Origin of the sequence: Hufsiella arboris, from assembly GCF_009834875.1 — a bacterium.
In the GTDB taxonomy this organism is placed as follows: domain Bacteria; phylum Bacteroidota; class Bacteroidia; order Sphingobacteriales; family Sphingobacteriaceae; genus Hufsiella_A; species Hufsiella_A arboris.
The window spans coordinates 417770-441184 of record NZ_WVHT01000003.1; the positions used below are offsets into that span (position 1 = coordinate 417770).

25 protein-coding genes are annotated in these 23415 nt (G+C 40.9%); 13 read left to right on the forward strand and 12 right to left on the reverse strand.

The features are described 5' to 3' along the window. Window positions 1–13: 13 nt before the first annotated feature. From gcvT to GS399_RS08760, 6 genes are all read right to left on the reverse strand, one after another. The gene (gene gcvT / locus GS399_RS08735; protein ID WP_160844226.1) at window positions 14–1096 is read right to left on the reverse strand and encodes a glycine cleavage system aminomethyltransferase GcvT; all 1083 of its coding nucleotides are present in this window, start codon (window positions 1094–1096) and stop codon (window positions 14–16) included. Window positions 1097–1198: 102 nt separating this feature from the next. Further along, window positions 1199–2404, reverse strand: a complete 1206-nt coding sequence (locus GS399_RS08740; RefSeq protein ID WP_160844227.1) for a glycosyltransferase family 4 protein — start codon at window positions 2402–2404, stop codon at window positions 1199–1201. Between the two features lie 38 nt (window positions 2405–2442). Then, a complete protein-coding gene (gene rnhB / locus GS399_RS08745; protein WP_160844228.1) occupies window positions 2443–3054 on the reverse strand; it encodes a ribonuclease HII in 612 nt (203 codons plus the stop codon). A gap of 44 nt (window positions 3055–3098) precedes the next feature. Next, window positions 3099–4472, reverse strand: coding sequence for a SpoIIE family protein phosphatase (locus GS399_RS08750; protein WP_369410108.1), 1374 nt, complete (start codon window positions 4470–4472; stop codon window positions 3099–3101). Beyond that, window positions 4420–5541: a glycosyltransferase family 2 protein gene (locus tag GS399_RS08755; protein ID WP_500778607.1), complete on the reverse strand. Its 1122-nt coding sequence runs from the start codon at window positions 5539–5541 to the stop codon at window positions 4420–4422. The genes GS399_RS08750 and GS399_RS08755 overlap by 53 nt, the downstream gene beginning before the upstream one ends. Further along, window positions 5531–6463 (reverse strand): lysylphosphatidylglycerol synthase transmembrane domain-containing protein, encoded by a 933-nt coding sequence (locus tag GS399_RS08760; protein WP_202409412.1) that lies wholly within the window; start codon window positions 6461–6463, stop codon window positions 5531–5533. Before GS399_RS08760 ends, GS399_RS08755 begins: the two co-directional genes overlap by 11 nt. A gap of 140 nt (window positions 6464–6603) precedes the next feature. Here GS399_RS08760 and ruvC point away from each other — a divergent pair, with 140 nt between their 5' ends. Beyond that, window positions 6604–7170: a crossover junction endodeoxyribonuclease RuvC gene (gene ruvC, locus GS399_RS08765; RefSeq protein ID WP_160844229.1), complete on the forward strand. Its 567-nt coding sequence runs from the start codon at window positions 6604–6606 to the stop codon at window positions 7168–7170. Window positions 7171–7174: 4 nt separating this feature from the next. Here ruvC and GS399_RS08770 read toward each other — a convergent pair whose 3' ends face one another. The 4 genes from GS399_RS08770 to rsmA form a co-directional block, all read right to left on the reverse strand. Then, window positions 7175–7567 (reverse strand): HIT family protein, encoded by a 393-nt coding sequence (locus GS399_RS08770; RefSeq protein ID WP_160844230.1) that lies wholly within the window; start codon window positions 7565–7567, stop codon window positions 7175–7177. A gap of 68 nt (window positions 7568–7635) precedes the next feature. Continuing rightward, window positions 7636–8109 carry a transcription elongation factor GreA gene (greA, locus tag GS399_RS08775; protein ID WP_160844231.1) on the reverse strand — a complete coding sequence of 158 codons (474 nt, stop codon included), beginning with the start codon at window positions 8107–8109 and terminating at the stop codon, window positions 7636–7638. Between the two features lie 101 nt (window positions 8110–8210). Next, on the reverse strand, window positions 8211–9179 hold the full coding sequence (locus tag GS399_RS08780) for an NAD(P)-dependent oxidoreductase (protein ID WP_237487909.1): 969 nt from the start codon (window positions 9177–9179) through the stop codon (window positions 8211–8213). Then, on the reverse strand, window positions 9160–9942 hold the full coding sequence (gene rsmA / locus GS399_RS08785; RefSeq protein WP_160844233.1) for a 16S rRNA (adenine(1518)-N(6)/adenine(1519)-N(6))-dimethyltransferase RsmA: 783 nt from the start codon (window positions 9940–9942) through the stop codon (window positions 9160–9162). Before rsmA ends, GS399_RS08780 begins: the two co-directional genes overlap by 20 nt. A 123-nt stretch (window positions 9943–10065) precedes the next feature. Between rsmA and pdxA the strand changes: the two genes are divergently transcribed. The 11 genes from pdxA to GS399_RS08840 all read left to right on the forward strand — a co-directional run bounded on the left by pdxA (window position 10066) and on the right by GS399_RS08840 (window position 20750). After that, on the forward strand, window positions 10066–11121 hold the full coding sequence (gene pdxA, locus GS399_RS08790; RefSeq protein ID WP_160844234.1) for a 4-hydroxythreonine-4-phosphate dehydrogenase PdxA: 1056 nt from the start codon (window positions 10066–10068) through the stop codon (window positions 11119–11121). 388 nt (window positions 11122–11509) lie between these two features. Continuing rightward, window positions 11510–12040 carry a YceD family protein gene (locus GS399_RS08795; RefSeq protein WP_160844235.1) on the forward strand — a complete coding sequence of 177 codons (531 nt, stop codon included), beginning with the start codon at window positions 11510–11512 and terminating at the stop codon, window positions 12038–12040. Window positions 12041–12052: 12 nt separating this feature from the next. Further along, window positions 12053–12244, forward strand: a complete 192-nt coding sequence (gene rpmF / locus GS399_RS08800; RefSeq protein WP_160844236.1) for a 50S ribosomal protein L32 — start codon at window positions 12053–12055, stop codon at window positions 12242–12244. A gap of 15 nt (window positions 12245–12259) precedes the next feature. Beyond that, window positions 12260–13198, forward strand: a complete 939-nt coding sequence (gene plsX / locus GS399_RS08805) for a phosphate acyltransferase PlsX (RefSeq protein ID WP_160844237.1) — start codon at window positions 12260–12262, stop codon at window positions 13196–13198. An 18-nt stretch (window positions 13199–13216) separates the two neighbouring features. Continuing rightward, window positions 13217–14206 carry a beta-ketoacyl-ACP synthase III gene (locus tag GS399_RS08810; protein ID WP_160844238.1) on the forward strand — a complete coding sequence of 330 codons (990 nt, stop codon included), beginning with the start codon at window positions 13217–13219 and terminating at the stop codon, window positions 14204–14206. A gap of 85 nt (window positions 14207–14291) precedes the next feature. Beyond that, window positions 14292–14765 carry an acetyl-CoA carboxylase biotin carboxyl carrier protein gene (gene accB / locus GS399_RS08815; RefSeq protein ID WP_202409413.1) on the forward strand — a complete coding sequence of 158 codons (474 nt, stop codon included), beginning with the start codon at window positions 14292–14294 and terminating at the stop codon, window positions 14763–14765. 71 nt (window positions 14766–14836) lie between these two features. Further along, a complete protein-coding gene (accC, locus tag GS399_RS08820) occupies window positions 14837–16186 on the forward strand; it encodes an acetyl-CoA carboxylase biotin carboxylase subunit (RefSeq protein ID WP_160844239.1) in 1350 nt (449 codons plus the stop codon). A 72-nt stretch (window positions 16187–16258) separates the two neighbouring features. Next, the gene (gene tatC / locus GS399_RS08825; RefSeq protein WP_160844240.1) at window positions 16259–17134 is read left to right on the forward strand and encodes a twin-arginine translocase subunit TatC; all 876 of its coding nucleotides are present in this window, start codon (window positions 16259–16261) and stop codon (window positions 17132–17134) included. An 86-nt stretch (window positions 17135–17220) separates the two neighbouring features. Then, entirely contained in the window at window positions 17221–17652 is a 432-nt protein-coding gene (gene rpiB / locus GS399_RS08830; protein ID WP_160844241.1) for a ribose 5-phosphate isomerase B, read from the forward strand. 18 nt (window positions 17653–17670) lie between these two features. Further along, window positions 17671–19257 (forward strand): M28 family peptidase, encoded by a 1587-nt coding sequence (locus GS399_RS08835; protein ID WP_160844242.1) that lies wholly within the window; start codon window positions 17671–17673, stop codon window positions 19255–19257. Between the two features lie 107 nt (window positions 19258–19364). Further along, complete coding sequence (locus GS399_RS08840) at window positions 19365–20750, forward strand: LutB/LldF family L-lactate oxidation iron-sulfur protein (RefSeq protein WP_160844243.1); 1386 nt, start codon at window positions 19365–19367, stop codon at window positions 20748–20750. Window positions 20751–20851: 101 nt separating this feature from the next. Here the strand turns inward: GS399_RS08840 and GS399_RS20970 are convergent, their stop codons facing one another. Continuing rightward, window positions 20852–20974: a hypothetical protein gene (locus tag GS399_RS20970; protein ID WP_255491607.1), complete on the reverse strand. Its 123-nt coding sequence runs from the start codon at window positions 20972–20974 to the stop codon at window positions 20852–20854. Between the two features lie 95 nt (window positions 20975–21069). On the opposite strand from GS399_RS20970, the gene GS399_RS08845 reads away from it, so the two are divergent. Next, window positions 21070–21576 (forward strand): glutathione peroxidase, encoded by a 507-nt coding sequence (locus tag GS399_RS08845; RefSeq protein WP_160844244.1) that lies wholly within the window; start codon window positions 21070–21072, stop codon window positions 21574–21576. A 321-nt stretch (window positions 21577–21897) separates the two neighbouring features. Here the strand turns inward: GS399_RS08845 and GS399_RS08850 are convergent, their stop codons facing one another. Beyond that, the gene (locus GS399_RS08850; protein WP_160844245.1) at window positions 21898–23412 is read right to left on the reverse strand and encodes a GH3 auxin-responsive promoter family protein; all 1515 of its coding nucleotides are present in this window, start codon (window positions 23410–23412) and stop codon (window positions 21898–21900) included. Window positions 23413–23415: the final 3 nt, after the last annotated feature.

Here is a 23415-nt window from a genome sequence, read left to right on the forward strand (position 1 = left end):
TTCTATCGTTTGTTTACGCTTTATAAAACGGCATTTTTACAACTTTTGCCTTTACCTTATTGTCTCTGATCTTTATAAAAATTTCAGTACCATCTTTAGCAGCAACAGTATCGATGTAGCCCATTCCAATAGCCTTTTGAAGCGACGGAGATTGCGTTCCGGATGTTACCTTGCCGATTACTTTTCCCGTTTCATCAACAATTTCATAATCATGACGGGGGATGCCGCGATCAATCATTTCGAAACCAACCAGCTTTCTACTTACTCCTTCCTGCTTTTGCTTTTCGAGAGTCTCTGAATTTGTGAAGCTTTTCGAAAACTTGGTTATCCAACCCAGCCCGGCCTCTAATGGCGAAGTCTGATCGTCGATATCATTCCCGTACAGACAAAAACCCATTTCCAATCGCAATGTATCACGCGCGCCTAAGCCAATCGGTTTAATTCCAAATGGCTCACCAGCTTTAAAAATCGCGTCCCATATCTGTTCCGCATATTGATTATCAAAATAGATTTCGAATCCACCGGCGCCGGTATATCCGGTAGCAGAGACTACAACATTATCAACTCCGGCAAACGTTCCCTTCTTAAACGAATAATATTCCATAGCCGCCAGATCAATATCTGTTAAGCTTTGTAATGAATCAGCGGCTTTAGGCCCTTGTACAGCGAGTAACGATGTCCGATCAGAAATATTTTTCATCTCAACGTGCTCGTCGTTAAAACCAGCTATCCAATTCCAGTCTTTTTCAATGTTTGATGCATTTACAACGAGCATATAAGTTTCATCATCGATACGATAAACCAACAAATCATCAACGATGCCGCCATCTCTGTTCGTAAGACATGAATACTGAACTTTTCCATCATACAACTTCGACGCATCGTTAGACGTTACTTTCTGAATCAAAGCAAGAGCGCCCTCTCCTTTAAGGATAAATTCGCCCATATGACTTACATCAAATACTCCCACGCTTTTACGAACCGTTTCGTGTTCGGCATTAATACCAACGTATTGAACCGGCATATTATAGCCTGCAAACGGAACCATTTTGGCGCCAAGATCTATGTGCTTTTCTGTCAGAGCTGTATTCTTCATCAACTTGTCCTATATAATTATTTTGAAATCACATTGATTTTATGGACCGGGGCCTATAAAATTCAGTTGCGCAAAGGTATAAAAAGAATGTTTTGGCAGGTATTAATTTACCTCAGATTTAGCTGATAAACTGGCATAAAAATCCATTAGCAAAGCGCCTCCCGATTCGAGGTTATGCTGTTTTTCAATAAGCCTGCGAGCGTTTTCACCAATTTTTTCAGCAAATTTTCTGTCAGTAATACATTGCAGGATATATTTATAAAACTCATTAGGCGTATCCGCGATAAGGATATTTTTACCATGCTGATAATCAATACCTTCCGCGCCAAGCGATGTCGAGATAATGCATTTTTTAAGCGCCATCCCTTCTATAATTCTTATTCGCAAACCACTGGAGGTTCTAAGCGGAACTATCATGATCGATTTAGAATTTATAAACTGATGTGCATCTCCCACATCCTTATACAGTATAACATCTTCGTTTTCATACTGGTAAAAACTGTCAGGAATATCGCGCGACGCGATGTGAAAGCGCAACCCGGAATTGAGGTTTTTTAAATCGCTCCATACATTCCTTATAAACCACTCCAGATTCTCCACGTTACTGGCAGATGCAAGCGAGCCGATATGAAAAATACTTGGAAATTCACATCTTGTATCATCGGCGATATATTCAGACAAATCAATCGAAGCAGGAAAGTTTTGCATTAAAACCGTACAACCTAAATTGCGGAGCTGACTTTCGTCAGCTTTACTGATCGTAATAACCGCATCTGGCTTATTCAGATTTTCCAGTTCAAAACGATTGAGGCGTTGGGCAAGTTTCCGAAAATAGATCCGCATGAAAGGCGAACGTGTAGCATTTGCCATCCCTTCTGTTACCTGGTGTTCCAGATTATGAGCGCGGTAAACAACCTTTGCTTTACTTATCTGCTTAATAATCGAGAGATAAGGCATTACGAACAGTCCTTCTATTTGGATGACGTCAAACTCGTTATGCTTCAGGAAATTCCTAAACTTCGATGCCGGCGCTGATTGATAAAACCGGGCCAGATCAATACTTTTCCGGCCAAAAAAATTCATCATCAGCCTAAACCAATTTAAATCGGGATTAATCGTAGCAGTTACAAATTGTATTTTGGAAAGTATGGGATCCTGCGCATCGACCTGCGTTCGTGCATTTTTCAAACTAAAAACAGTCACGTCGGCACCCCGGGCAAGCAAGCCTTTAATAGTGTTATATACCACGATCGGGTAACCGCTGACAGGGGGAAACGGAACCTGGTTAGTTAGAATTAGGATTTTCATAATTGGCTGCTACAAAAGTACTTTCCTTCAACTACTGATCAAAGTTCATCTTCGAACAAAATGCTCAGTTGCGGATCTGTAACGCGGAATGTCTTTCGGTGGAAAGGTGTAAAACCTAAGTCGAGTACAGCCTGCCTGTGTTTTATGGTAGGATAGCCTTTATTATTTATCCAATCGTATTCGGGATGAAGATGTGCGACACTCTGCATAAAATCATCGCGATAAGTTTTAGCAAGTATGGAAGCCGCAGCGATTGAAAAGTACTTCCCATCTCCTTTTACGATACACGAATGCGGCACCTCTGCATATTTTTTAAACCGGTTACCATCGACAAGGATATATTGCGGACGAATATTTAGCATATCCAACGCTTTATGCATAGCCAAAAAGGAGGCGTTTAAAATATTGATACGGTCGATTTCCTCATGATCAACACTTGCTACGGCAAAAGCGACGGCTTCCTTTTCAATGATCTCACGCAGTTTATACCTGTCTTCCGCAGATAGCTGTTTCGAATCAGTCAATACCTCATTGTGAAATTCTCTCGGCAAAATTACTGCTGCTGCATAAACCGGTCCGGCAAGACATCCCCGACCTGCTTCATCACACCCTGCTTCTACAAAATCCTCCTGATAAAATGACAACAGCATATAAAATTTATAAACAGCAAAAATAAAAATTCATTACTTATGGTCTAAGAAATTTTGATCGTCAGCAAGGTAACATCGTCAGTATTCATTCTTACCTCGTGCTTATTCTGAATACTATTTAAAACGGATTTATTAAGCTTCCCGGCCGCTAGTTTACGATGGTTTACCACAAAAGCGGCAAGCTCGTCATCATCAATAAAAACATTTTCTGTTGAATTTTCGACCAGGCCGTCAGTATAGTTAAAGATCAGAGCATCTTCCTGCAAAACAAGATTTCCGGGATTAATGAAAGGAAGTTCGTCAAACGCACCGATAACCGTTGTGCCACTTTTAAGAAACTGGATTTTGTTTCCCATTACAAGGATTGGCGGATTATGTCCGGCATTCAAAAAGTGAAGCTGCCTGGTTTTTAAGTTGTACCTCGCCAGGAACATGGTGATAAAACGCTCGCCGTTTGTGTTTTCAATTATAACCTTATTAAGTTGTTTGATGATAACGGCAAGATTAGTATCTACGGAGGCCCAGGCGCGGAGACTCGCTTGCAAGTTTGCCATTAAAAGCGCTGCTGATATTCCCTTACCGGAAACATCGGCAATGCACCACAAAAACTCATCATCATTTAACTTAATGTAGTCAAAATAGTCGCCGCCAATATTCTGATGAGGCATGTAAAGGGCTTCCATCTTAACCTGATCATTGTTTGGCAACGAGGAAGGAAACATCATGTTCTGCACTTCGCTGGCAAGCTCAACTTCGCGCTGCAAGCGTTCACGCTGTATCCGGTCTTTGAAAAGCTTCTTATTTTCAAGCGCTACAACAATTACGTTGATCATTGTCTGCATGAAATTAAGATCATTACTCAGCAGCTCCGGTGATGTTTCAAAATCTCCAATCAATACAAAAGCGAGCATCGCACTCTTATGGTGCACCGGCACAAAATAGTTGTATTCGCGCAGCAACTCATTATGACTGGTGGCCAGGTTAGTTATCGTTTTGAGGGAATTTAACAGCTTACATATTTGCTGAAGCGTAGTCGAGCTTTCGTTATCACCGCCATACCTGCTTGTACAACCAAACTGGTTGCCATCTTTAACCAGAAGTCGCATTTTACCCACTTTCATATGTACGCGCATAATCAGTTCCAGCATTTCGAAAAGTACAGATGCCGGCGCGTTTTTATTAATCGCGTTAGTAATTTCCAGTAAAGAGTTTAATTCTGACTGGCGTTTAAGCAAAAGCTGAATCAGCTCATTTTCAGCAGAATGTTCTGACTTTTGATCTAAAAGGGTCAAGTGTGTATTTCCTTTGGTTAAGACGCCAATAAAAATATAAATATTTATTGGTTCAGGTAGAGAAATTAAAATCTTACCGAACCATTCGGCCTTTCCAATGATATTTGCCAGAATTACCTGCAACACCTATATATACCATATAAACAACATGTAAACAGGTAAGAAACGGAAGATACCAAAGCAATTGTTTCCGTTTTACGAAACTGGTGACTTCTCGCAAAAAAAACAACTCAGCCAGGAACTTAAGCACGACTGTTGCGGCAGCTAATTCGAGAAAATATCTGCTGTAAAGCCCAAGAGCGACGTTTAACAAAATTAAAAGATTAAAAAGCCAGATACATACACCTAAAACGATGATCAACTTATTTTTATAACGTGTGCTTTTCGACGCCCAGCGTTTACGCTGACGGATGAACTCTTTCAAAGTCGGCTTCGCATGCGTGTAAACAATCGCTTTACTTGATTTACAAAAACCGATTCCGTCTTTATATTTCGATGCTACTTTGTGCAAAAAAAGCTCGTCGTCGCCAGAAGCCAGATCATCTATCCCCTGAAAACCCTTTAATTCAAAAAAGACGTCTTTCTCGTAAGCCAAGTTGGCGCCATTACATGTTGAAGGCATTTTATTTCCAATGGCCGAAGCACCCAATCCGATAAGGTACAAAAACTCTAGCGTCTGCAATTCTTCAAACCTGGTCTTTTCCTCGAAATAACTCACCGGCGACGAGATCATCTTTTTACCGGTTGTTTCGTAAAACTGAATGACCGTCCTCAACCAATCCGGTCCCATCCGGCAATCGGCATCGGTGGCGACAATAAGTTTACCTGTAGCTATTTTTATAGCTTCGGTAATCGCCTTTTTCTTATAGGAATTTAAAGCTTGATCTTCGTTTAATTTAATTAATGTAACTCCTTTTGCTGCATAGGACAGTACAATCTCTGCAGTCCGGTCCGTAGAATGGTCGTCAACAATAATAACTTCCAGGAGGTGTTTAGGATAGTTCTGTCTGAGGATATCTTCGATCGTCAGATGAATTTTCTCTTCTTCGTTACGTGCGGCAATCAACACGCTCACAGCTGTCGACGGTTCATGAATACCATTAAACGGCAGAATTTTCGCCCATCCGCGTTTAAAGGAAATGACCATCACAACATAACAGCATGTTAATAGGCCTGTTAGAATACTACTGATTATTATTGCCAAAGAAGTTAAGTTTAAAAACGAATACAGAACCCAGGACCGCTGGAAGAATAAGATTAACAAACCAGATACATGATGTTGCAGCCATTACCGCGACATGCTGGTTGGTTATGTATCCAAAGAAATAAGTCGCCGTCATTCCCCGAACACCAACATCCAGCAAATCCAGTGACGGTAACGCCGACTGAATAAAAAAAAGAATAAAAATCATCCCACACATTTCAAATCCATTTATTTCGGGGATAAGCAAATGAATGATGAGGTAATATTGAAAAGTAAACACAACGAAACGCGCCGCACTGTATCCAAAAACTTTGAAGAGGTCTTTCAGTCGATATTTTGCCAAAATGGAAAAAAACTTCCGCAAAGGCTTGAGAAAACTAATGCCACCAATGAGGCTATCTACCCAACGTATGTTAAAAAAGAACAAAATAAAAAATCCTGAAAAAACGGCGGCAAGGAAACCGACACCGTAAAGCAAAGAAATATCGAGGTGCATAAACTTCGCCAAAAACCAAAACATTGCCCAGGCACCTATGACGTTAGTTATAACCATTTGCCCGACCGCTCCCACTCCCATAGCAATCGCTCCGAAAACGCGTTTCCTCGACCGTAAAAACATAATTCGGCCACCATATTCCCCAATTCGGTTTGGCGTAAAAACCGCCCAGGTTAAACCGCAAAAAACTGATTCGACAGATTTCCAGATCGTAATCCGTTCGATATTTTTAACCAGAAATTTCCACTTCAACGCTTCAAGAAACCAATTCAAAAGCATCATCAAAAAAATTACAGCTAAAACGGCCTTCACTTCCCGTATGGAAAGCTGGTGGATCAGTTCCCTAAAATCCCGAAGATTCCTGTTATTAGTTAATTGCCGGTAAATGAAAACCGTGGCCATTACCAAAATGGACATCTTCAGAATAATACTGATAAACTTTTTCCCCTTCGGACTCAATCTGATATTTTTTGCTGCAATGTTACCAAAACGGATACTGACAGGCAATGTTTGCGCCTCAGTTTTTAGCTAATCATAAAAACTGTAATATTGCCTCCATGCAAAATGACAAATCTGCTGAGCGCATAATTTTAGGAATTGATCCGGGCACAGCAGTTATGGGCTATGGCCTTGTGAAGGAGATAAAGACTAAGATCGAATTGATCAGCCTGGGCGTAGTAAGCATGCAGCATCTCGACGATCATCCTCTGAAATTAAAGCGGATCTTTGAGAAAACCGTTGCACTGATTGATCAGTATAATCCTGATTGCCTGGCTATAGAAGCTCCGTTTTACGGTAAAAATATCCAGGTTATGCTGAAACTTGGAAGAGCGCAAGGCGTCGCAATGGCAGCAGCTTTATCCAGAAGTTTGCCAATCTTCGAATACTCACCGCGAAAGATAAAACAGTCGATAACAGGAAACGGAAGTGCCACCAAAGAACAGGTCGCTGCTATGCTTCAAAGTTTACTCGGATTCAAAGAAACGCCCGAATTTCTAGATGCAACTGACGGATTAGCTGTTTCTGTATGTCATTCATTCCAGCGGGTAACGGCTGGTAAAACATCAAAAAGCTATTCTGGCTGGGAAGCTTTTGCTCAGGACAATAAAAAAAGGATTAAATAACAATTCAGACAACCGCTTTGATTTTTTCGGCGGTAATTGCTAGCTCCTCGTTAGTGACCTTCATTTTTGGCCTGCTAAAGTTAATATCATCCATTTGATTTAAGGGAACCAGATGTACATGAGCGTGTGGTACCTCTAAACCGATAACAGCTACGCCGATACGTTTACATGGTATGGCCGTTTTTAGCTGACGTGCTACTTTCTTCGCAAAAAGCAGCAAACCTGTATAAAGCTCATCATCAAGGTCAAAAATATAGTCGACCTCCTTTTTAGGAATTACTAAAACATGGCCTTCAACCAATGGTGTGATGTCCAAAAATGCAAGGTAGTTTTCGTCCTCAACAATTTTGTGGGAAGGAATTTCGCCGTTAACAATTTTTGAAAAAATACTTGCCATGGATTTACTAAAAAAAATCAGGATACTAATTAAAAAGATTTAACCAGTATCCTGAGCTGTTTGTTTAATTACCTTGATATTTCGAGTATCTCGAATTCGATTTTTCCGGCCGGAACTTCGATCTCTGCTTTATCACCCACCGATTTTCCAAGCAATCCTTTTGCAATAGGAGATTTTACCGAAATTTTACCCGACTTCAAATCTGCTTCAGTTTCAGAAACAAGCTGATAACTCATCGTCGCCCCGTTCTTCGTATTCTTTATTTTAACAAATGACAAAGCAAGAACTTTAGTTGAATCAAGCTTCGATTCATCAATCAGTCGTGCATGAGCAAGTGTATCTTCCAGCTTGGCAATTTTTGCTTCGTGTAAGCCCTGAGCCTCTTTTGCTGCGTCATATTCAGCATTTTCAGACAAATCACCTTTATCACGTGCTTCAGCTATAGCCTTGGCAATGTTGGAACGGCCTTCTGTTTTTAAATGGTGTAATTCTTCCTTAAGTTTTTCTAAACCTTCTTTGGTGTAATAGGTAACTTCTGCCATTTCACAAATTTTAATCAATCTACAATAAAAAGAAGCAAGACTATACCGGACAGAGCTGATATAATCTTGCTTCAACAATTACGAAGGTAATATTTTCGGTTTTAGATTTCCAAATTTTTATATTCAGATTTTAGCTGCCATAATTTTTCAGCCAAAACTTCGCTGATCTTTCGGTATGAATCAAACGTCCAGCCTGCGATATGTGGACTTAGCAGAACCTTTCCACTTTCTGCCAGCTCGTTAAACCACGATTGCTCTTTCAGTTTTGGAAACTTTTCTACTTCGAGTACGTCCAGGCCAGCGCCTAAGATTTTACCCGAACGAATTGCATTTAGCACCGCCTGGGTGTTAACGATTTCGCCCCTTGCCGAGTTGATAAAAAATATAGGCTTACGAAAATGGAGTAGATATTCATCGTTTACCAGCTGTCGCGTTTCCTTAGTCAGGGGAATATGAAGGCTTAACACATCCGAAAATTTAACAATTTCTTCCATGCTTACTTCCCTGGCATACTCATCGCTGAACCCGGTTTTATATTTGTCATAAGCAATTACCCGTACTTCGAAGCCCTTTAGCTTTTTTGCCAGGCTGCGGCCGTTGTTGCCATAACCAATTATTCCGACAACTTTACCCTTTAGTTCGTAGCCACGATTGCTTTCACGATCCCAAATTCCGTTTCTTATCTCGATATCAGCATTGCGAAAATTATTCATCAGCGATAAAAGCATCCCAATAGCATGCTCGCCTACCGCGTCGCGATTCCCTTCCGGTGCATTGATACAGATGATGCCCCTTTCCCGTGCGGCTTCTTCGTCGATATTATCCATTCCCGATCCCGCCCTTGCAATAAATTTAAGGTTTGTGGCGGCGTCAAGAACTTCCTTGTCAATATTAAATTTTGAACGTATCGCCAGGCCTGCATAGGCCGAAAGATTTTCTAATGCTTCTTGTCGCGTGATTAACGGCAGGTCGTCTACGTCAAATCCAAACGATTGCACAGCTTCCTTAAATGCCGGATGCAAATCATCGGCTATCAAAAATTTAGGTGGATTATTTTCTTGCAAGTTCAATGGCATTAGTTAGTTCAATAAAATCATTTACGGTGAGCCTCTCTGCCCGCAATTCTAAAAAAGCGTTATCTGCCATTTTCTCTTTGTTGATTAATGCAGACAATGCATTTCTAAGTGTTTTTCGTCGCTGGTTGAATCCGGCCTTTACAACCTGCCAGAATAGTTTTTCATCACAAGACAATGTAGTTACACCGTTTCTGGTAAGGCGGATAACCGCCGATAATACCTTTGGCGGCGGGTTAAATACCCCGGCTTTAACAGTAAACAAATATTCCACTTGGTAGTAGGCCTGTAGGAACACACTCAGGATACCATATTCCTTACTGCCGGCTTTAGCGGTACATCGTTCGGCAACTTCCTTTTGAAACATGCCTACTACTTCTGTTACCTGATCACGGTTGTCGAGCACTTTAAACAAGATCTGCGAAGAGATGTTATAAGGAAAGTTCCCGATGATTGCCAACGGACCATTAAAATTCGCTTTAAAATCCAGTTTCAGGAAATCGCCGTTTATGAGTTTTTCACCAAGCTGCGGATACTTGCCTTCCAGGTAGCTGATTGACTCATTGTCGAGGTCGATTAAATAAGTTTGAAAACTTTCCTTTTTCAGCAAAAAGTCCGAAAGAACGCCCATGCCGGGCCCAACTTCTAAAACTTGCTTATAGCCGCTAATGCCCTGTAAACTGTTAACGATTTTTTCCGCGATATTTTTATCGGTTAAAAAATGCTGACCAAGGTGTTTTTTAGCCCGTACTAAACTCATTATGCAAAAGTAACAAAAGGTTTCAGGTTAAAGATGCAGGGTTTAGCTAGCCGTATGCTACGCAAATTCTCAAAACCAGGAATAAAGTGTTTATTTTGCAGGCATTATATCAGTTATCATTATATGAGCGACAAAGTTAAAATTGGAATATCGATCGGCGATGTAAATGGAATCGGACTGGAAGTGATCATTAAGTCACTTGCCGACACCCGTGTACTGGATTACTTCACTCCGATAGTTTACGGACATACGAAAGTCGCGTCCTTTCACCGCAAAACTTTAGGAATCAACGAATTCAATTTTAACGTAATTAATCAAGCATCGCAAGCCCATACAAAACGGGCAAACATGATAAATTGCTGGGAAGAAGACGTCAAGATCGAGCTTGGCCTTGCAAACGAAACCGGGGGAAAATATGCTTTCTTATCTCTCGACAGAGCGGTAAACGATCTAATTACAGGCCAAATCGATGCATTGGTAACTGCGCCAATAAACAAACATAACATACAAAGCGATCAGTTCAGTTTTCCCGGACATACTGAATACATCCAGGATAAAGCTAAAGGCGCTGATTCGCTGATGTTTTTAGTGAGCGACGATATTCGCGTGGGAGTTGTTACCGGACATGTTCCGGTTAAAGAGGTACCTGAAAAAATTACCAAGGAAGCGATCCTTTCAAAGCTGAAACTTATGCACGAGAGCCTTAAACTCGATTTCTGGATACAAAAACCCAAAATCGCTGTTCTCGGACTTAATCCTCACGCCGGCGACAATGGCCTGATCGGCAATGAAGAGAATGAAACGATTATTCCTGCAATAAGAGAAGCGAACGAAAAAGGAATCTTCGCTTTTGGGCCGTATCCGGCCGATGGCTTTTTCGCCAACGAGGCCTATAAAAAATTCGATGCAGTTTTAGCGATGTATCACGATCAGGGTTTGATTCCGTTTAAGCAGATTTCATTTCACAATGGCGTAAACTTTACAGCAGGACTACCGGTGGTTCGTACATCGCCTGATCACGGCACCGGATACGATATTGCAGGAAAGAATCTCGCCTCGCCAGCATCATTCCTCGAAGCAATATTTTATGCGGTCAACATCGTCGAAAGACGCAAAGAGATGGCGGAATTAACCTCGAACCCTCTGAAAATCACCAAACTTTCGAGGGACAGGGATTAAATTTTAAATCAAGTTGTGGCAATTTGTATTTGCAGAGAAACGCTCTGGCCCAAACACCAATAAGATCTTCAGGCTTTCAACCTGGCCATGATGGAAGCAGCACCCGAACGACGGGCTTGATTGAGCGTCGGCGTATGGGTACAGCAAGAACAAACGTTAATATATAATAAGCTTTGCGCTTCAAAATCTTAAAAATCCCTTTAAATTACATCCAGAATATACTCTTGGAAACCCAGACTTGAAAGAGGCTAAATATCTTTTCGCTATCGAATCATTTGACGCATTGCCATTCAATGTTAACTCTGTAATAACCATCAGACAATCAAACTGAAAAAACTTTTTCCGCAATGCAAAAATTCCCTATCTTTGCAGGCTCAATTGTCGTGCTTTGAAATCGTTACAACAATATCGCGTCCCTTTCTCAGGGTTAAAGCTTGGCAAACATCAGTTTGAATTTGATGTTGACGAGTCTTTTTTTAGGGAATTTGAATATTCGCTTGTTAAAAACGGAACGGTTAAAGTTGACATGGAACTTGACAAGCAGGAAACCATGTTATTACTTACCTTTCATATTAAAGGTGATATATTTTTAGACTGCGATGTTTGCTTATCCGGCTTTCCGGTAGCTATTGATTTCAATGAAAAACAGATCGTAAAATTTGGCGAAGACGATCTGGAAGAAAACACCGAGGAGATTATGGTGTTGAACCGTAACGAACATGAAATTGATATTGCGCCTTTAGTATACGAGTACATTAATTTATCTGTACCTTATATTAACCGTTGCAACGACGTTGGAAACACCGAATGGTGCGACAAAGAGATGATAAATAAATTGAACGATTTATCTATCGAAAATAATGAAACACACAGTGATGACCCACGCTGGGAAGCGCTGAAAAAGATAAAAAATAATTAATAATCAGGAGAGATGGCACATCCAAAACGCAAATTATCAAAATCAAGAAGAGATAAAAGAAGAACTCATTACAAAGCTGAGGCTCCTTCTTTAACCACTTGCCAAACTACCGGTGCAGTGCATTTACCTCACCGCGCATACAATGTTGATGGCAACTTGTATTACAACGGAAAACTAGTTATCGAAAATACTGCTATAGCCTAAGGTAATTTTCACTGAATGAAAATCGGCTTAGATATTATGGGCGGAGATTACGCTCCCAAAGCAACCGTTTTGGGAGCAATTTCAGCCTACAAAGCTTTACCAGAAGATCAAAAAATCATTTTGATCGGCGATAAAGAACAAGCACTTCCCTTTTTTTCTGAACAGGATTTCAACCCTGATGTCTTTGAGTTCATTCACACCACCGAAGTAATCGGCATGGGTGAACATCCTACAAAGGCTATTGTACAAAAACCAAATTCTAGTATTAGTATCGGATTTCAATTGCTGAAAGAAGGCAAATTGGATTCTTTTGCATCTGCGGGAAATACCGGAGCCATGATGGTTGGCGCTATGTTTAGCGTTAAAACGATTCCTGGCGTTGTGCGGCCTGCTATAGCTAGCATTGTGCCTAAACTTAAGGGTGGTTACGGAATTATGCTGGATGTTGGCGCCAATGCCGACTGCAAGCCCGATACGCTATTACAATTTGGTATTCTCGGTAAACTTTTTGTCGAGAATGTTTACGGCATAGACAATCCAAAAGTTGGTTTAATGAACATCGGAGAAGAAGAGGAAAAAGGCAATCTGGCAACCCAGGCAACTTACCCTTTGATGAAAGAAACCAACCTGTTTAATTTTGTTGGAAACCTCGAAGGAAGAGACCTGTTTAATGACAAAGCGGACGTTATTGTCTGCGATGGTTTTACCGGAAATATTATTCTGAAATTAGCCGAAACATTTTATATCCTAACCTTAAAGAAAGGCTTCAAAGATGAATTTTTTGACCGTTTTAATTACGAACAATATGGCGGCAGCCCCTTTTTAGGTGTCAACGCCCCGGTAATTATCGGCCATGGAATTTCAACACCTGAAGCAATTAAGAACATGGTGCTGTTATCAAAAACCATGATTGAATCGAAATTGATTGACAAAATCAAATCAGTATTTAAATAATCACAATTTAAAATCAGCATGCAAAAAATACATGCCGCTATTACTGCGGTGGGTGGTTATGTACCGGAATATGTTTTAACAAACCATGAGCTTGAAACCATGGTTGAAACAAACGACGAATGGATAACGTCCAGAACCGGCATTAAAGAACGCCGTATTTTAAAAGGCGCGGGTTTAGCGACTTCCGATATGGCTGTTCCAGCCGTTAATGATCTCTTACAAAAACGCGGGATAACCGCTGAAGAAATTGATCTGATCATATTTTGCACCGTAACACCAGACATGACGTTTCCGGCAACGGCGAATATCCTGGCTGATAAAGTTGGCGCAAAAAATGCCTGGGGCTTCGACCTAAGTGCCGCTTGCTCCGGTTTTGTTTTCGGGTTAACTACGGCTGCCCAATTCATTGAGTCGGGTATGCACAAAAAAGTTTTGCTCGTAGCGGGAGATAAAATGTCGGCAATTGTGGATTATCAGGACCGCAAAAACTGCATTATCTTCGGAGACGGTTGCGGCGCTGTTTTGCTCGAGCCTAACACCGACGGTTTTGGAGTGATAGATTCTGTCTTGAAAAGCGACGGATCAGGAAAAAATCTGCTTCATATGAAAGCAGGCGGTTCCTTAAAGCCAGCTTCTCATGAAAGCGTCGATGCCCGCGAACATTTTATATTCCAGGAAGGCCAATCAGTGTTTAAATTCGCGGTAACAAATATGGCAGATGTTGCCGCAGAAGTAATGGATCGCAACGGCCTTACATCAAATGATATTGCCTGGCTTGTTCCTCATCAAGCTAATAAACGGATCATCGACGCAACGGCAAACCGCTGCGGAGTTAGTTCCGATAAAGTGATGATAAACATTGACAGATTCGGAAATACGACCAATGGAACTATTCCGCTATGTTTATGGGAATGGGAAAAGAGGTTAAAAAAAGGCGACAATCTGATACTTGCAGCCTTTGGTGGCGGCTTTACCTGGGGATCGATATACCTCAAGTGGGCCTATTAATTTTTAAGCTCAAAAGTTTAAATTAGATCAGGTATTTAGTTTGAATTTTTAATTTTGATTAAACAAACACACAAAAACCATACTGATGGATATTAAACAAATTCAGGAACTAATCAAGTTTGTTTCTAAATCTGGCGTAAATGAAGTTTCAATTGAACAGGAAGCCTTCAAAATCACTATAAAAACTAATCAGCAACCAACTTACGTAACAGCCTCTGTTCCGGTTGCTCCCGCTCCTATTCAGGCCGCAGTTCAGCAACCAGCGCAGCAACAGCCTGCGGTTCAGCAAGCTTCTGCTCCTGCAGCTGAAAACACTAACTACCTTACTATAAAATCTCCGATGATCGGAACATTTTATCTTTCTGCAAGCCCTGATAAACCCGCGTTTATAAATGTGGGTGATGATGTGAAAGCCGGGCAGGTAGTATGTATTGTTGAGGCAATGAAGCTCTTTAACGAAATTGAGTCAGAAATTTCAGGACGTGTTGTTAAAGTCCTGGTAGATAATGCAAGTCCTGTTGAGTACGACCAGCCTTTATTCCTGGTTGAACCCAATTAATTTACTCACATGAAACCTGATGAGGACAGAGCTTTTGCTCATTCTCATTACTATCTATTGCTATTAAACGTATGTTTAAAAAAATACTGATTGCAAACAGAGGCGAAATTGCCCTGCGTATTATTCGCACCTGTAAAGAAATGGGCATTAAAACGGTTGCCGTTTATTCAACCGCCGATAGAGAAAGTCTTCATGTGCGTTTTGCCGATGAAGCTGTATGTATCGGGCCGCCTCCAAGTAAAGATTCTTATTTAAGTATTCCTAATATAATTTCTGCCGCCGAGTTAACTAATGCGGACGCAATCCATCCGGGTTACGGCTTTTTATCTGAAAATTCTAAATTTTCCGCTATTTGCCGCGATTACGGGATTAAATTTATCGGCGCAACGCCGGAGCAGATTAATGGAATGGGAGATAAAGCGTCTGCCAAGGAAACCATGAAAATAGCCGGAGTTCCAACAATTCCTGGCTCTGATGGATTGCTGAGCGATGTAAAAGAGGGCATTAAAATCGCTAACGAAATTGGTTACCCTGTTATTCTGAAAGCAACTGCCGGTGGTGGTGGCCGTGGAATGCGCATCGTTTGGGAAGATGCAGCTTTTGAACCAGCCTGGGATTCAGCACGCCAGGAAGCAGGCGCAGCGTTTGGAAATGACGGAATTTATCTTGAAAAATTCGTTGAGGATCCGCGTCACATCGAGATTCAGATCGTAGGCGATCAATACGGGAACGTTTCTCACCTTTCGGAAAGGGATTGTTCTATTCAACGCCGCCACCAGAAACTGGTTGAAGAATCACCTTCGCCTTTTATGACCGATGAGCTTCGTCAGCGCATGGGAGATGCTGCTGTTGCCGGTGCAAAAGCTGTGAATTATGAGGGGGCCGGAACCATAGAATTTTTGGTCGACAAACACCGTAATTTCTATTTCATGGAAATGAATACGCGTATCCAGGTTGAACATCCGGTTACCGAAGAAGTAATTAATTTCGACCTGATCAAAGAGCAAATAAAAGTTGCTGCCGGAATTCCGGTTTCGGGAAAAAATTACATGCCAACCATGCACGCTATCGAATGCCGCATAAACGCAGAAGATCCGTTCAACGGATTCAGGCCTTCACCGGGAAAGATCACTAATTTCCATTCGCCGGGTGGTCATGGTGTTCGGGTAGATACACACGTTTATTCGGGCTACCAAATCCCTCCTAATTACGATTCCATGATCGCCAAGCTGATCTGTGTTGCTCAAACACGTGAAGAGGCAATCTCGACAATGGAACGGGCTTTAAGTGAATTTGTAATTGAAGGTGTAAAAACTACGATCCCGTTTCACCTTAAACTGATGAAAGACCCTAATTTCAGGGCCGGAAACTTCACAACGAAATTCATGGAAACCTTTGAATTTGAAGAAGAAGCAGTTTAAATAATCCGAAATTGAAAATAAACCGTAAATACCATTCCTATTCAAACAGAATGGTATTTTCATTTTAATGCAATGAGCGAAAGATCAGATAACTTAATAAAGACGATAAAAGAAAAAGGAAAAAACCTGCAGGCCGAAATGTCCTTTTTCGATCACCTGGAGGTTTTGCGCTGGCACTTAATACGCTCAGCGATTGCGGTTTGTATATTTACCGGGCTAGCCTTCGCTTATTACGATTTTATTTTCGATAAGATTATTATGGGCCCTAAAACGCCTTCGTTCTGGACTTACAGGATGATGTGTTTGCTGGGAGCTCGGTTTAACCTTGGTCCAGACTTTTGCATCACTAAAATTCCGATAGAAATCGTCAATAATGAAGTTGCGGGACAGTTTACCTTGCAGATGAATTCGTCGTTAATGATCGGTATCGTTATTGGTGTGCCGTATTTATTGTATGAAATCTGGCGGTTTGTGAAACCAGGGCTCACAGACCTGGAAAGAAAATCAGCTAGCGGTTTTGTTTTTTATGCCAGCATGTTATTTATTGTTGGTGTATTATTCGGGTTTTTTATCATCACCCCGATGTCGATCAATTTCCTCGCTAATTATACTGTCAGCCCGGAGATTAAAAACCTTGTTACGATCGATTCATACCTGTCATCTGTTGCGACTTTAACACTTGGAACAGGAGTAGTATTTGAATTACCGATCATCATTTTTATCCTGTCGAAAATGGGAATTATGACACCTAAGTTCATGCGCTCAACAAGGCGATATGCCGTGGTGATCATATTGATCATCGCAGCCGTTGTTACTCCAACACCGGATATTATCACCATGATGACTGTTAGTTTTCCATTATTCTTACTTTACGAAGTAAGTATCATCATCTCTTCGAAAGTTGAAAAAAACAAGCTTAAAGCCGAAAAGGGATTACGGACTTATTAATACTTAACAGGATTAATACATTTAATAAAGTACTTATTGAGTAGATTTGTGCTTGCAGCAAAATATTATTTGAAAATCCCGATAAAATGGAAAAACTTATCGTTGCAATAGGCGCAGACCATGCCGGCTTTGATTATAAAGAGATGTTAAAAAGCCATCTTTCCGGTTTGGAGTTTAAAGACTTTGGAACTTACAGTGCCGATTCTGTTGATTATCCGGATTTTGCTCATCCAGTAGCAAACGTGGTAGAAACGGGAGAGTTCCCCCTGGGGATTTTAGTTTGCGGGAGTGCCAACGGCGTAGCTATCACTGCCAATAAGCACCATGGTATTCGCGCAGCGATCTGCTGGTCTGTGGAAATTGCTGAACTTGCCCGTTTACACAATAACGCTAATATCGTATGCATTCCGGCCCGGTTCGTTTCTGAGGAAACGGCAGTCAACATCGTTCAAAAATTTATCGCAACTAAATTCGAAGGCGGCCGACACCAAAACCGCGTAGCCAAAATATCTTGTTAATCTAATTAATTACCCTCAATGAATAAAAAAAATCTATTGTTTTTAGCGCTGGGATTAAGTCTTCAGACTTTCGCTCAAAGTCCAGTCGCACAAAAATATGCCGGTTATATTACCGCCGAAGATGCCAGAAAGCATTTAACCATTTTAGCTTCAGATGAATTTGAAGGTCGTGAAACCGGTAAACCCGGTGCTGAAAAAGCCGCAAAATATATTGCAGGTGAATTTCAAAAAATGGGGCTTACTGCGCCGGTAAAAGGCTCATACTTTCAGGACATTCCTTTAATTGAAACAACTTTCGAGGTTAAAAACTTCATCGCTAATCAAAAGCCTTTTACGTATGGAACCGACTTTTATTTTTCCGGTTCTCCGGATGCTAACAGTATAACTACCAAAGAAATAGTTTTTGTGGGTTACGGTATAACTGATTCTGCTTACAACGATCTTAAAAATATAGATATCACGAATAAAATCGTGTTAGTTATCAATACAGGTGAGCCGGTAAAAAATGGAACTTATCTGATCACAAAATCCGACAAACCGTCTGACTGGTCAATCACCAGAAACAAACGTATTAAATTCCTTCAAAGCAAAAATCCAGCGCTGATATTAGCTGTAAATCCGGCCGTTGCGGCAATCTTGAAAACTAACGCGTCGTATTTTACTTCGGGACGTTTATCAATTAAACAAGATGCTGCAAAACCAAAACAGACTTTGCCACCGGTTATTAACATCACCGCTGATATTGCAGACCAGCTATTGCAAAAATCCGGCAAGACATATACAGCTTTTAAAAATCTTATCGATAGTACTTCTGCGCCTCAAACCCAGGTTGTAAAAGCAGATCTATCGACTTCATTCGGGCAAAAGTTCAAGGATGTGCACGCAGTAAATGTATTAGGCTACCTTGAAGGTTCTGATTTGAAAAATGAAGTGGTTGTATTTTCCGCACATTACGATCATATTGGCCTGAATCCAACCGGTCCTGATAAAGTTAATAACGGTGCTGACGACGACGGATCCGGAACAACCGGCATACTCGAAATCGCTCGCGCTTACACGAAGGCAAAAAAAGAAGGCCACGGACCACGCCGTAGCATCCTGTTTCTAGGCAATGTTGGTGAAGAAAAAGGTTTACTGGGTTCGGAATATTATACCGATCATCCGGTTATTCCGCTAGAGAGAACTATCACCGATTTAAATATCGATATGATCGGCCGAGTTGATCCTGCTCATAAGGATAATCCGAACTACTGTTACTTAATCGGATCTGACAAGTTGAGTACAACTTTGCATAAAATCAGCGAAACAGCTAACAGTACTTATACAAAACTTGCGATAGATTATAAGTACAATGATCCAAAAGATCCTGAACAGATTTATTACCGTTCAGATCATTACAATTTTGCGAAACACAACATTCCAATTATCTTCTATTTTAACGGTGTTCACGAAGATTATCACAAACCAGGTGATGAAGTGAGCAAAATTAACTTCGACTTACTTGTAAAGCGCGCCCAACTGGTATTTTATACAGGTTGGGATTTACTTAACCGCGACCAAAAACCGGTGGTTGATGTAAAAAACAATATGCCTGCTTCGAGATAATTAAAACTTATTCCAATTAAAATCCTTCATCATTCGGTGAGGGATTTTTTTATTGTCAATATTTTTACAAGCTTTCCCCCGCTTTATAAAATTTTTAAGTTTGCAACATGTCTGAATACGTAGAGGAATTTATTGAGCAATCGGAAATAAAAGCATTCGACCACGAACACCGCAGGATTATTAACTTCAACATGGGAAGGTATGAAACCGCTGTAGAACGTGGCCTTTCCAGGTTAAGTAATCTGGAAAATTCCAAACGCAAAGCTCATTCCATCAAATGGAAAGTGATGGAGAATCTAGACAAATTACTGCCCGAATTCGAGTCGAACTTTCAGAAAAAAGGCGGCAAGGTTATCTGGGCAAATGATGCAGAGGAAGCGCGGCAAGAGATTCTGAATATTATCCGTAAAACAGGAGCAAAAAGTGTCATTAAATCCAAATCGATGACAACCGAAGAGCTCCATCTTAACGATTTTCTTTCTGAAAATCAGATCGAAGCTGTCGAAAGCGATTTAGGAGAATACATCGTACAGTTACTCGGACAACGGCCGTACCACATCGTTACGCCGGCAATGCATTTAAGCAAGGAAGACATAGCACGGCTGTTCCATAAAAAATTTAAAACACCCGTTGATGCTACCCCTGAGCAGCTTACTCTAAAAGCCCGTGAACTTCTTCGTGAAAAATATACAACCGCAGATATCGGCATAACAGGCGCGAATTTCCTGATAGCAGATTCCGGAAGTATTGCGCTTACAGAGAATGAAGGTAACGCCCGTTTAACTACAACGTTTCCTAAAATTCATATCGCTATAGCTGGCATAGAAAAGATCATTCCGTCTATGGCTGATCTTGACCTATTTTGGCCATTGCTTGCCACTCATGGAACCGGCCAGAACTTGACGGTTTATAATACAATAATCGGCGGACCGCGACAGCCATCAGAAACTGACGGCCCGGAAGAAATGTACCTCATCCTGCTCGATAATGGCCGTACTAACCTTCTGGCTAATAAGGAAGAACGCCAGGGATTATATTGTATCCGCTGCGGAGCCTGCCTGAACGCCTGTCCGGTTTATAAAAACATTGGCGGCCATACTTATGAAACTACATATAGCGGACCCATCGGATCAATTATCACTCCGCATATGCAGGGGATGGAAGAGTTTAAGCATTTGAGCTATGCTTCAAGCTTATGTGGAAAGTGCTCGGAAGTTTGCCCGGCTAAAATTGATATTCACAAAATGCTTTTGCTTAACAGGCAGCAGTCTGTTAAAAATGGTCTTTCCACCAGCAAAGAATCATTTGGATGGAAACAATGGAAAAAGGCAATGCTTAATCGGTCGTGGATGGATTTTTTTAGCGGCAAATGGAAAAACTTTTTCTTAAAGACATTTTTTAGAAAAAGCTGGGGAAACTATCGCGAATTACCCAAAGTCGCAAAAAAATCATTCAACGCCCAATGGCGGGAGGAAAACAAGACAGACAGCTAAACAATTATATTTTTTTATTGTTAGCAGTACAATTTACGTAACCGATAAGGTTATGTATAAGGGTTAAGCAAGCGGCATTTACAACTGTATTGCCGCTTTTTTTAGTCTTTCTTTTCAGGAACACAGTTGGGCACCTTTTTCCCGTTCTTTTTTTTCATTCCAACTTGTTCATAATCTTTCCAGCATGGATCCTTTGTTTTTCGTTTTGATGTTTTTGCAGGCATAATATTTTTTATTTATTAATAATGACAATGCGACCAGAGAAAAGTTGGAAATCTTTTAAAAAGTTTTGCAACTTTAATTAATCAAATTAAAACACATGAAAACTCTCGTGCTTCTGTTGTCAATTTTTATGGCATCGCCATCCATCTACACCTTCAAGGTCCAATCTATTGACGGACAAAAACTTGACCTAAAAAAATACAAAGGAAAAAAGATATTGATTGTTAATACCGCGTCGAAGTGCGGATTTACGCCTCAATATGCTGACCTAGAAAAATTATCTGAGCAGTACAAAGACAAACTTGTAGTGATCGGCTTTCCGGCAAACAATTTTGCAGAACAGGAACCAGGAGAAAATTCTTCGATAAAAGAATTTTGCCAGAAAAATTATGGCGTCACCTTCCCATTAAGCGAAAAGGTTAGCGTGAAAGGCGATGATATTGATCCGTTGTTTAAATATCTGACATCAGCATCGAATCCTGATTTTACAGGTGAAATTAAATGGAATTTTGAAAAATTCCTTATCGACGAAAATGGCAACCTGATCCATCGCTTCCGTTCAAATGTTAAACCGCTGTCTGATGACATTACCAAATATCTATAGTCCAATCGGCTTAGGATTTAACTTGTAAATTGCTATTTTTGCGCTTATTAATTTTGATCAACTAATGAAATTTCTGAATAAAAAAATCACTCTGGCATTTTTAATCACCTTGTTATCAACTGCAGTCTCTTTTGCAAAAAATTACGTTGACAGTGATTTGAGTAACAGCGCAGGCTCGAACTCGGGTAAAGATCATTTAGGTCTTTTCGTTGCGATCTGCCTTTTCCTTGTACTCGCTATTGTGGTTGCTTTTACTTCTAAGAAAAGCAAGACTTTATAATAAATTTCAGTTAAACGGATTCTGTGTTAAGCAGGATCCGTTTAGTTACGGATCAGTTCCAAAATTTCTTCTACAAATTTCCGCTCATTTGCCAGGCGCGGAACTTTATGCTGGCCACCCAGCTTACCCCTCGACTTCATCCACTTATAAAATGTTTCGTCTGGAGCAGTATGTAGTTTTGGGCGCATTAATGCCATATCTTTATGCCGTTTAGCGTCATAATCCGAATTAATTTCCCGGAGCGTATTGTCCAGAACGTCGGTAAATAACTCCACGTTGTGAGGGTGCTTTTCAAATTCAATAATCCATTCGTGGCCGCCTGCATTCTTCCCCTCAAAATATATCGGGCAAGCTGTATAATCCCTGATAATTGCACCGGTAGCCATACAGGCTTCCTTCAGGGCTTTCTCCGCGTTATCAATGATTACTTCCTCGCCGAAAGCGTTTATAAAATGTTTTGTGCGGCCAGTAACCTGTATTCTGAAGGGCGAAAGCGACGTAAATCGGATCGTGTCGCCAATCATATATCGCCACAAGCCAGCATTTGTCGATATAACCAGGGCATAATTTTTACCGAGTTCGACTTCACTTAATTCGATTGTTGGCGGATTTTCTGTTCCAATAAACTCAGCCGGAATAAACTCATAATAGACACCATAATCCAGCATTAACAGCATCTCATCTGAATTTGCCTGATCCTGAATGCCAAAGAAGCCTTCTGAGGCATTATAGGTCTCCAGATAATACATACTATCAGATGGAATAAGCGCTTTAAATTGCTCGCGGTATGGCGAAAAACTGACGGCGCCGTGAAAATAGAATTCGAGATTCGGCCATACCTCCAGCAGATTATTTTTCCCGGTGATTTCAAGAATGCGTTTTGCCAGTACAATATTCCATGTAGGAACTCCCGAAATATTAGTAACGTTTTCATGAATGGTGCCACGCGCGATTCGTTCTATCTTCTCCTCAAAATTATCCATCAGAGTCGTCGCCTTATCCGGAATACGATAAAACTCAGCCCAAAACGGCAAATTTTCTATAAGAACCGCCGAAAGATCGCCGTAATAAATCGTTTCGTTAAACTGATTAACCTGATGGCTGCCCCCTAAAACTAAGCCTTTTCCTGTAAAAATTTTGGCGTCTGGTCGGTTGTTGCAATAAATTGAAAGCAGGTCTTTCCCACCTTTATAATGACATTCTTCGAGAGATTCGTCCGTAACCGGGATAAACTTGCTCCTGGAATTAGTCGTACCGGAAGACTTGGCGAACCACTTCACATCCGACGGCCACAGGATATTTTGTTCGCCTTTGAGCATACGTTCAATGTAGGGAAACAAGCTTTCGTACGTTTGCACAGGAACGCGTTCGCGAAATTCGCGAAAAGTATAAATCGAATCGTAATGGTGGCGCCTGCCCCATTCAGTATGCTGGGCAGTTGCAATCAGCGTTTGAAACCACTCTTCCTGAACTTCGTGTGGATACTTTACGAAAAGCTCGATCTGATGAATCCGCTTTTTCATGATCCAGTGGAAGATGGAATTTACAATTGTCATATA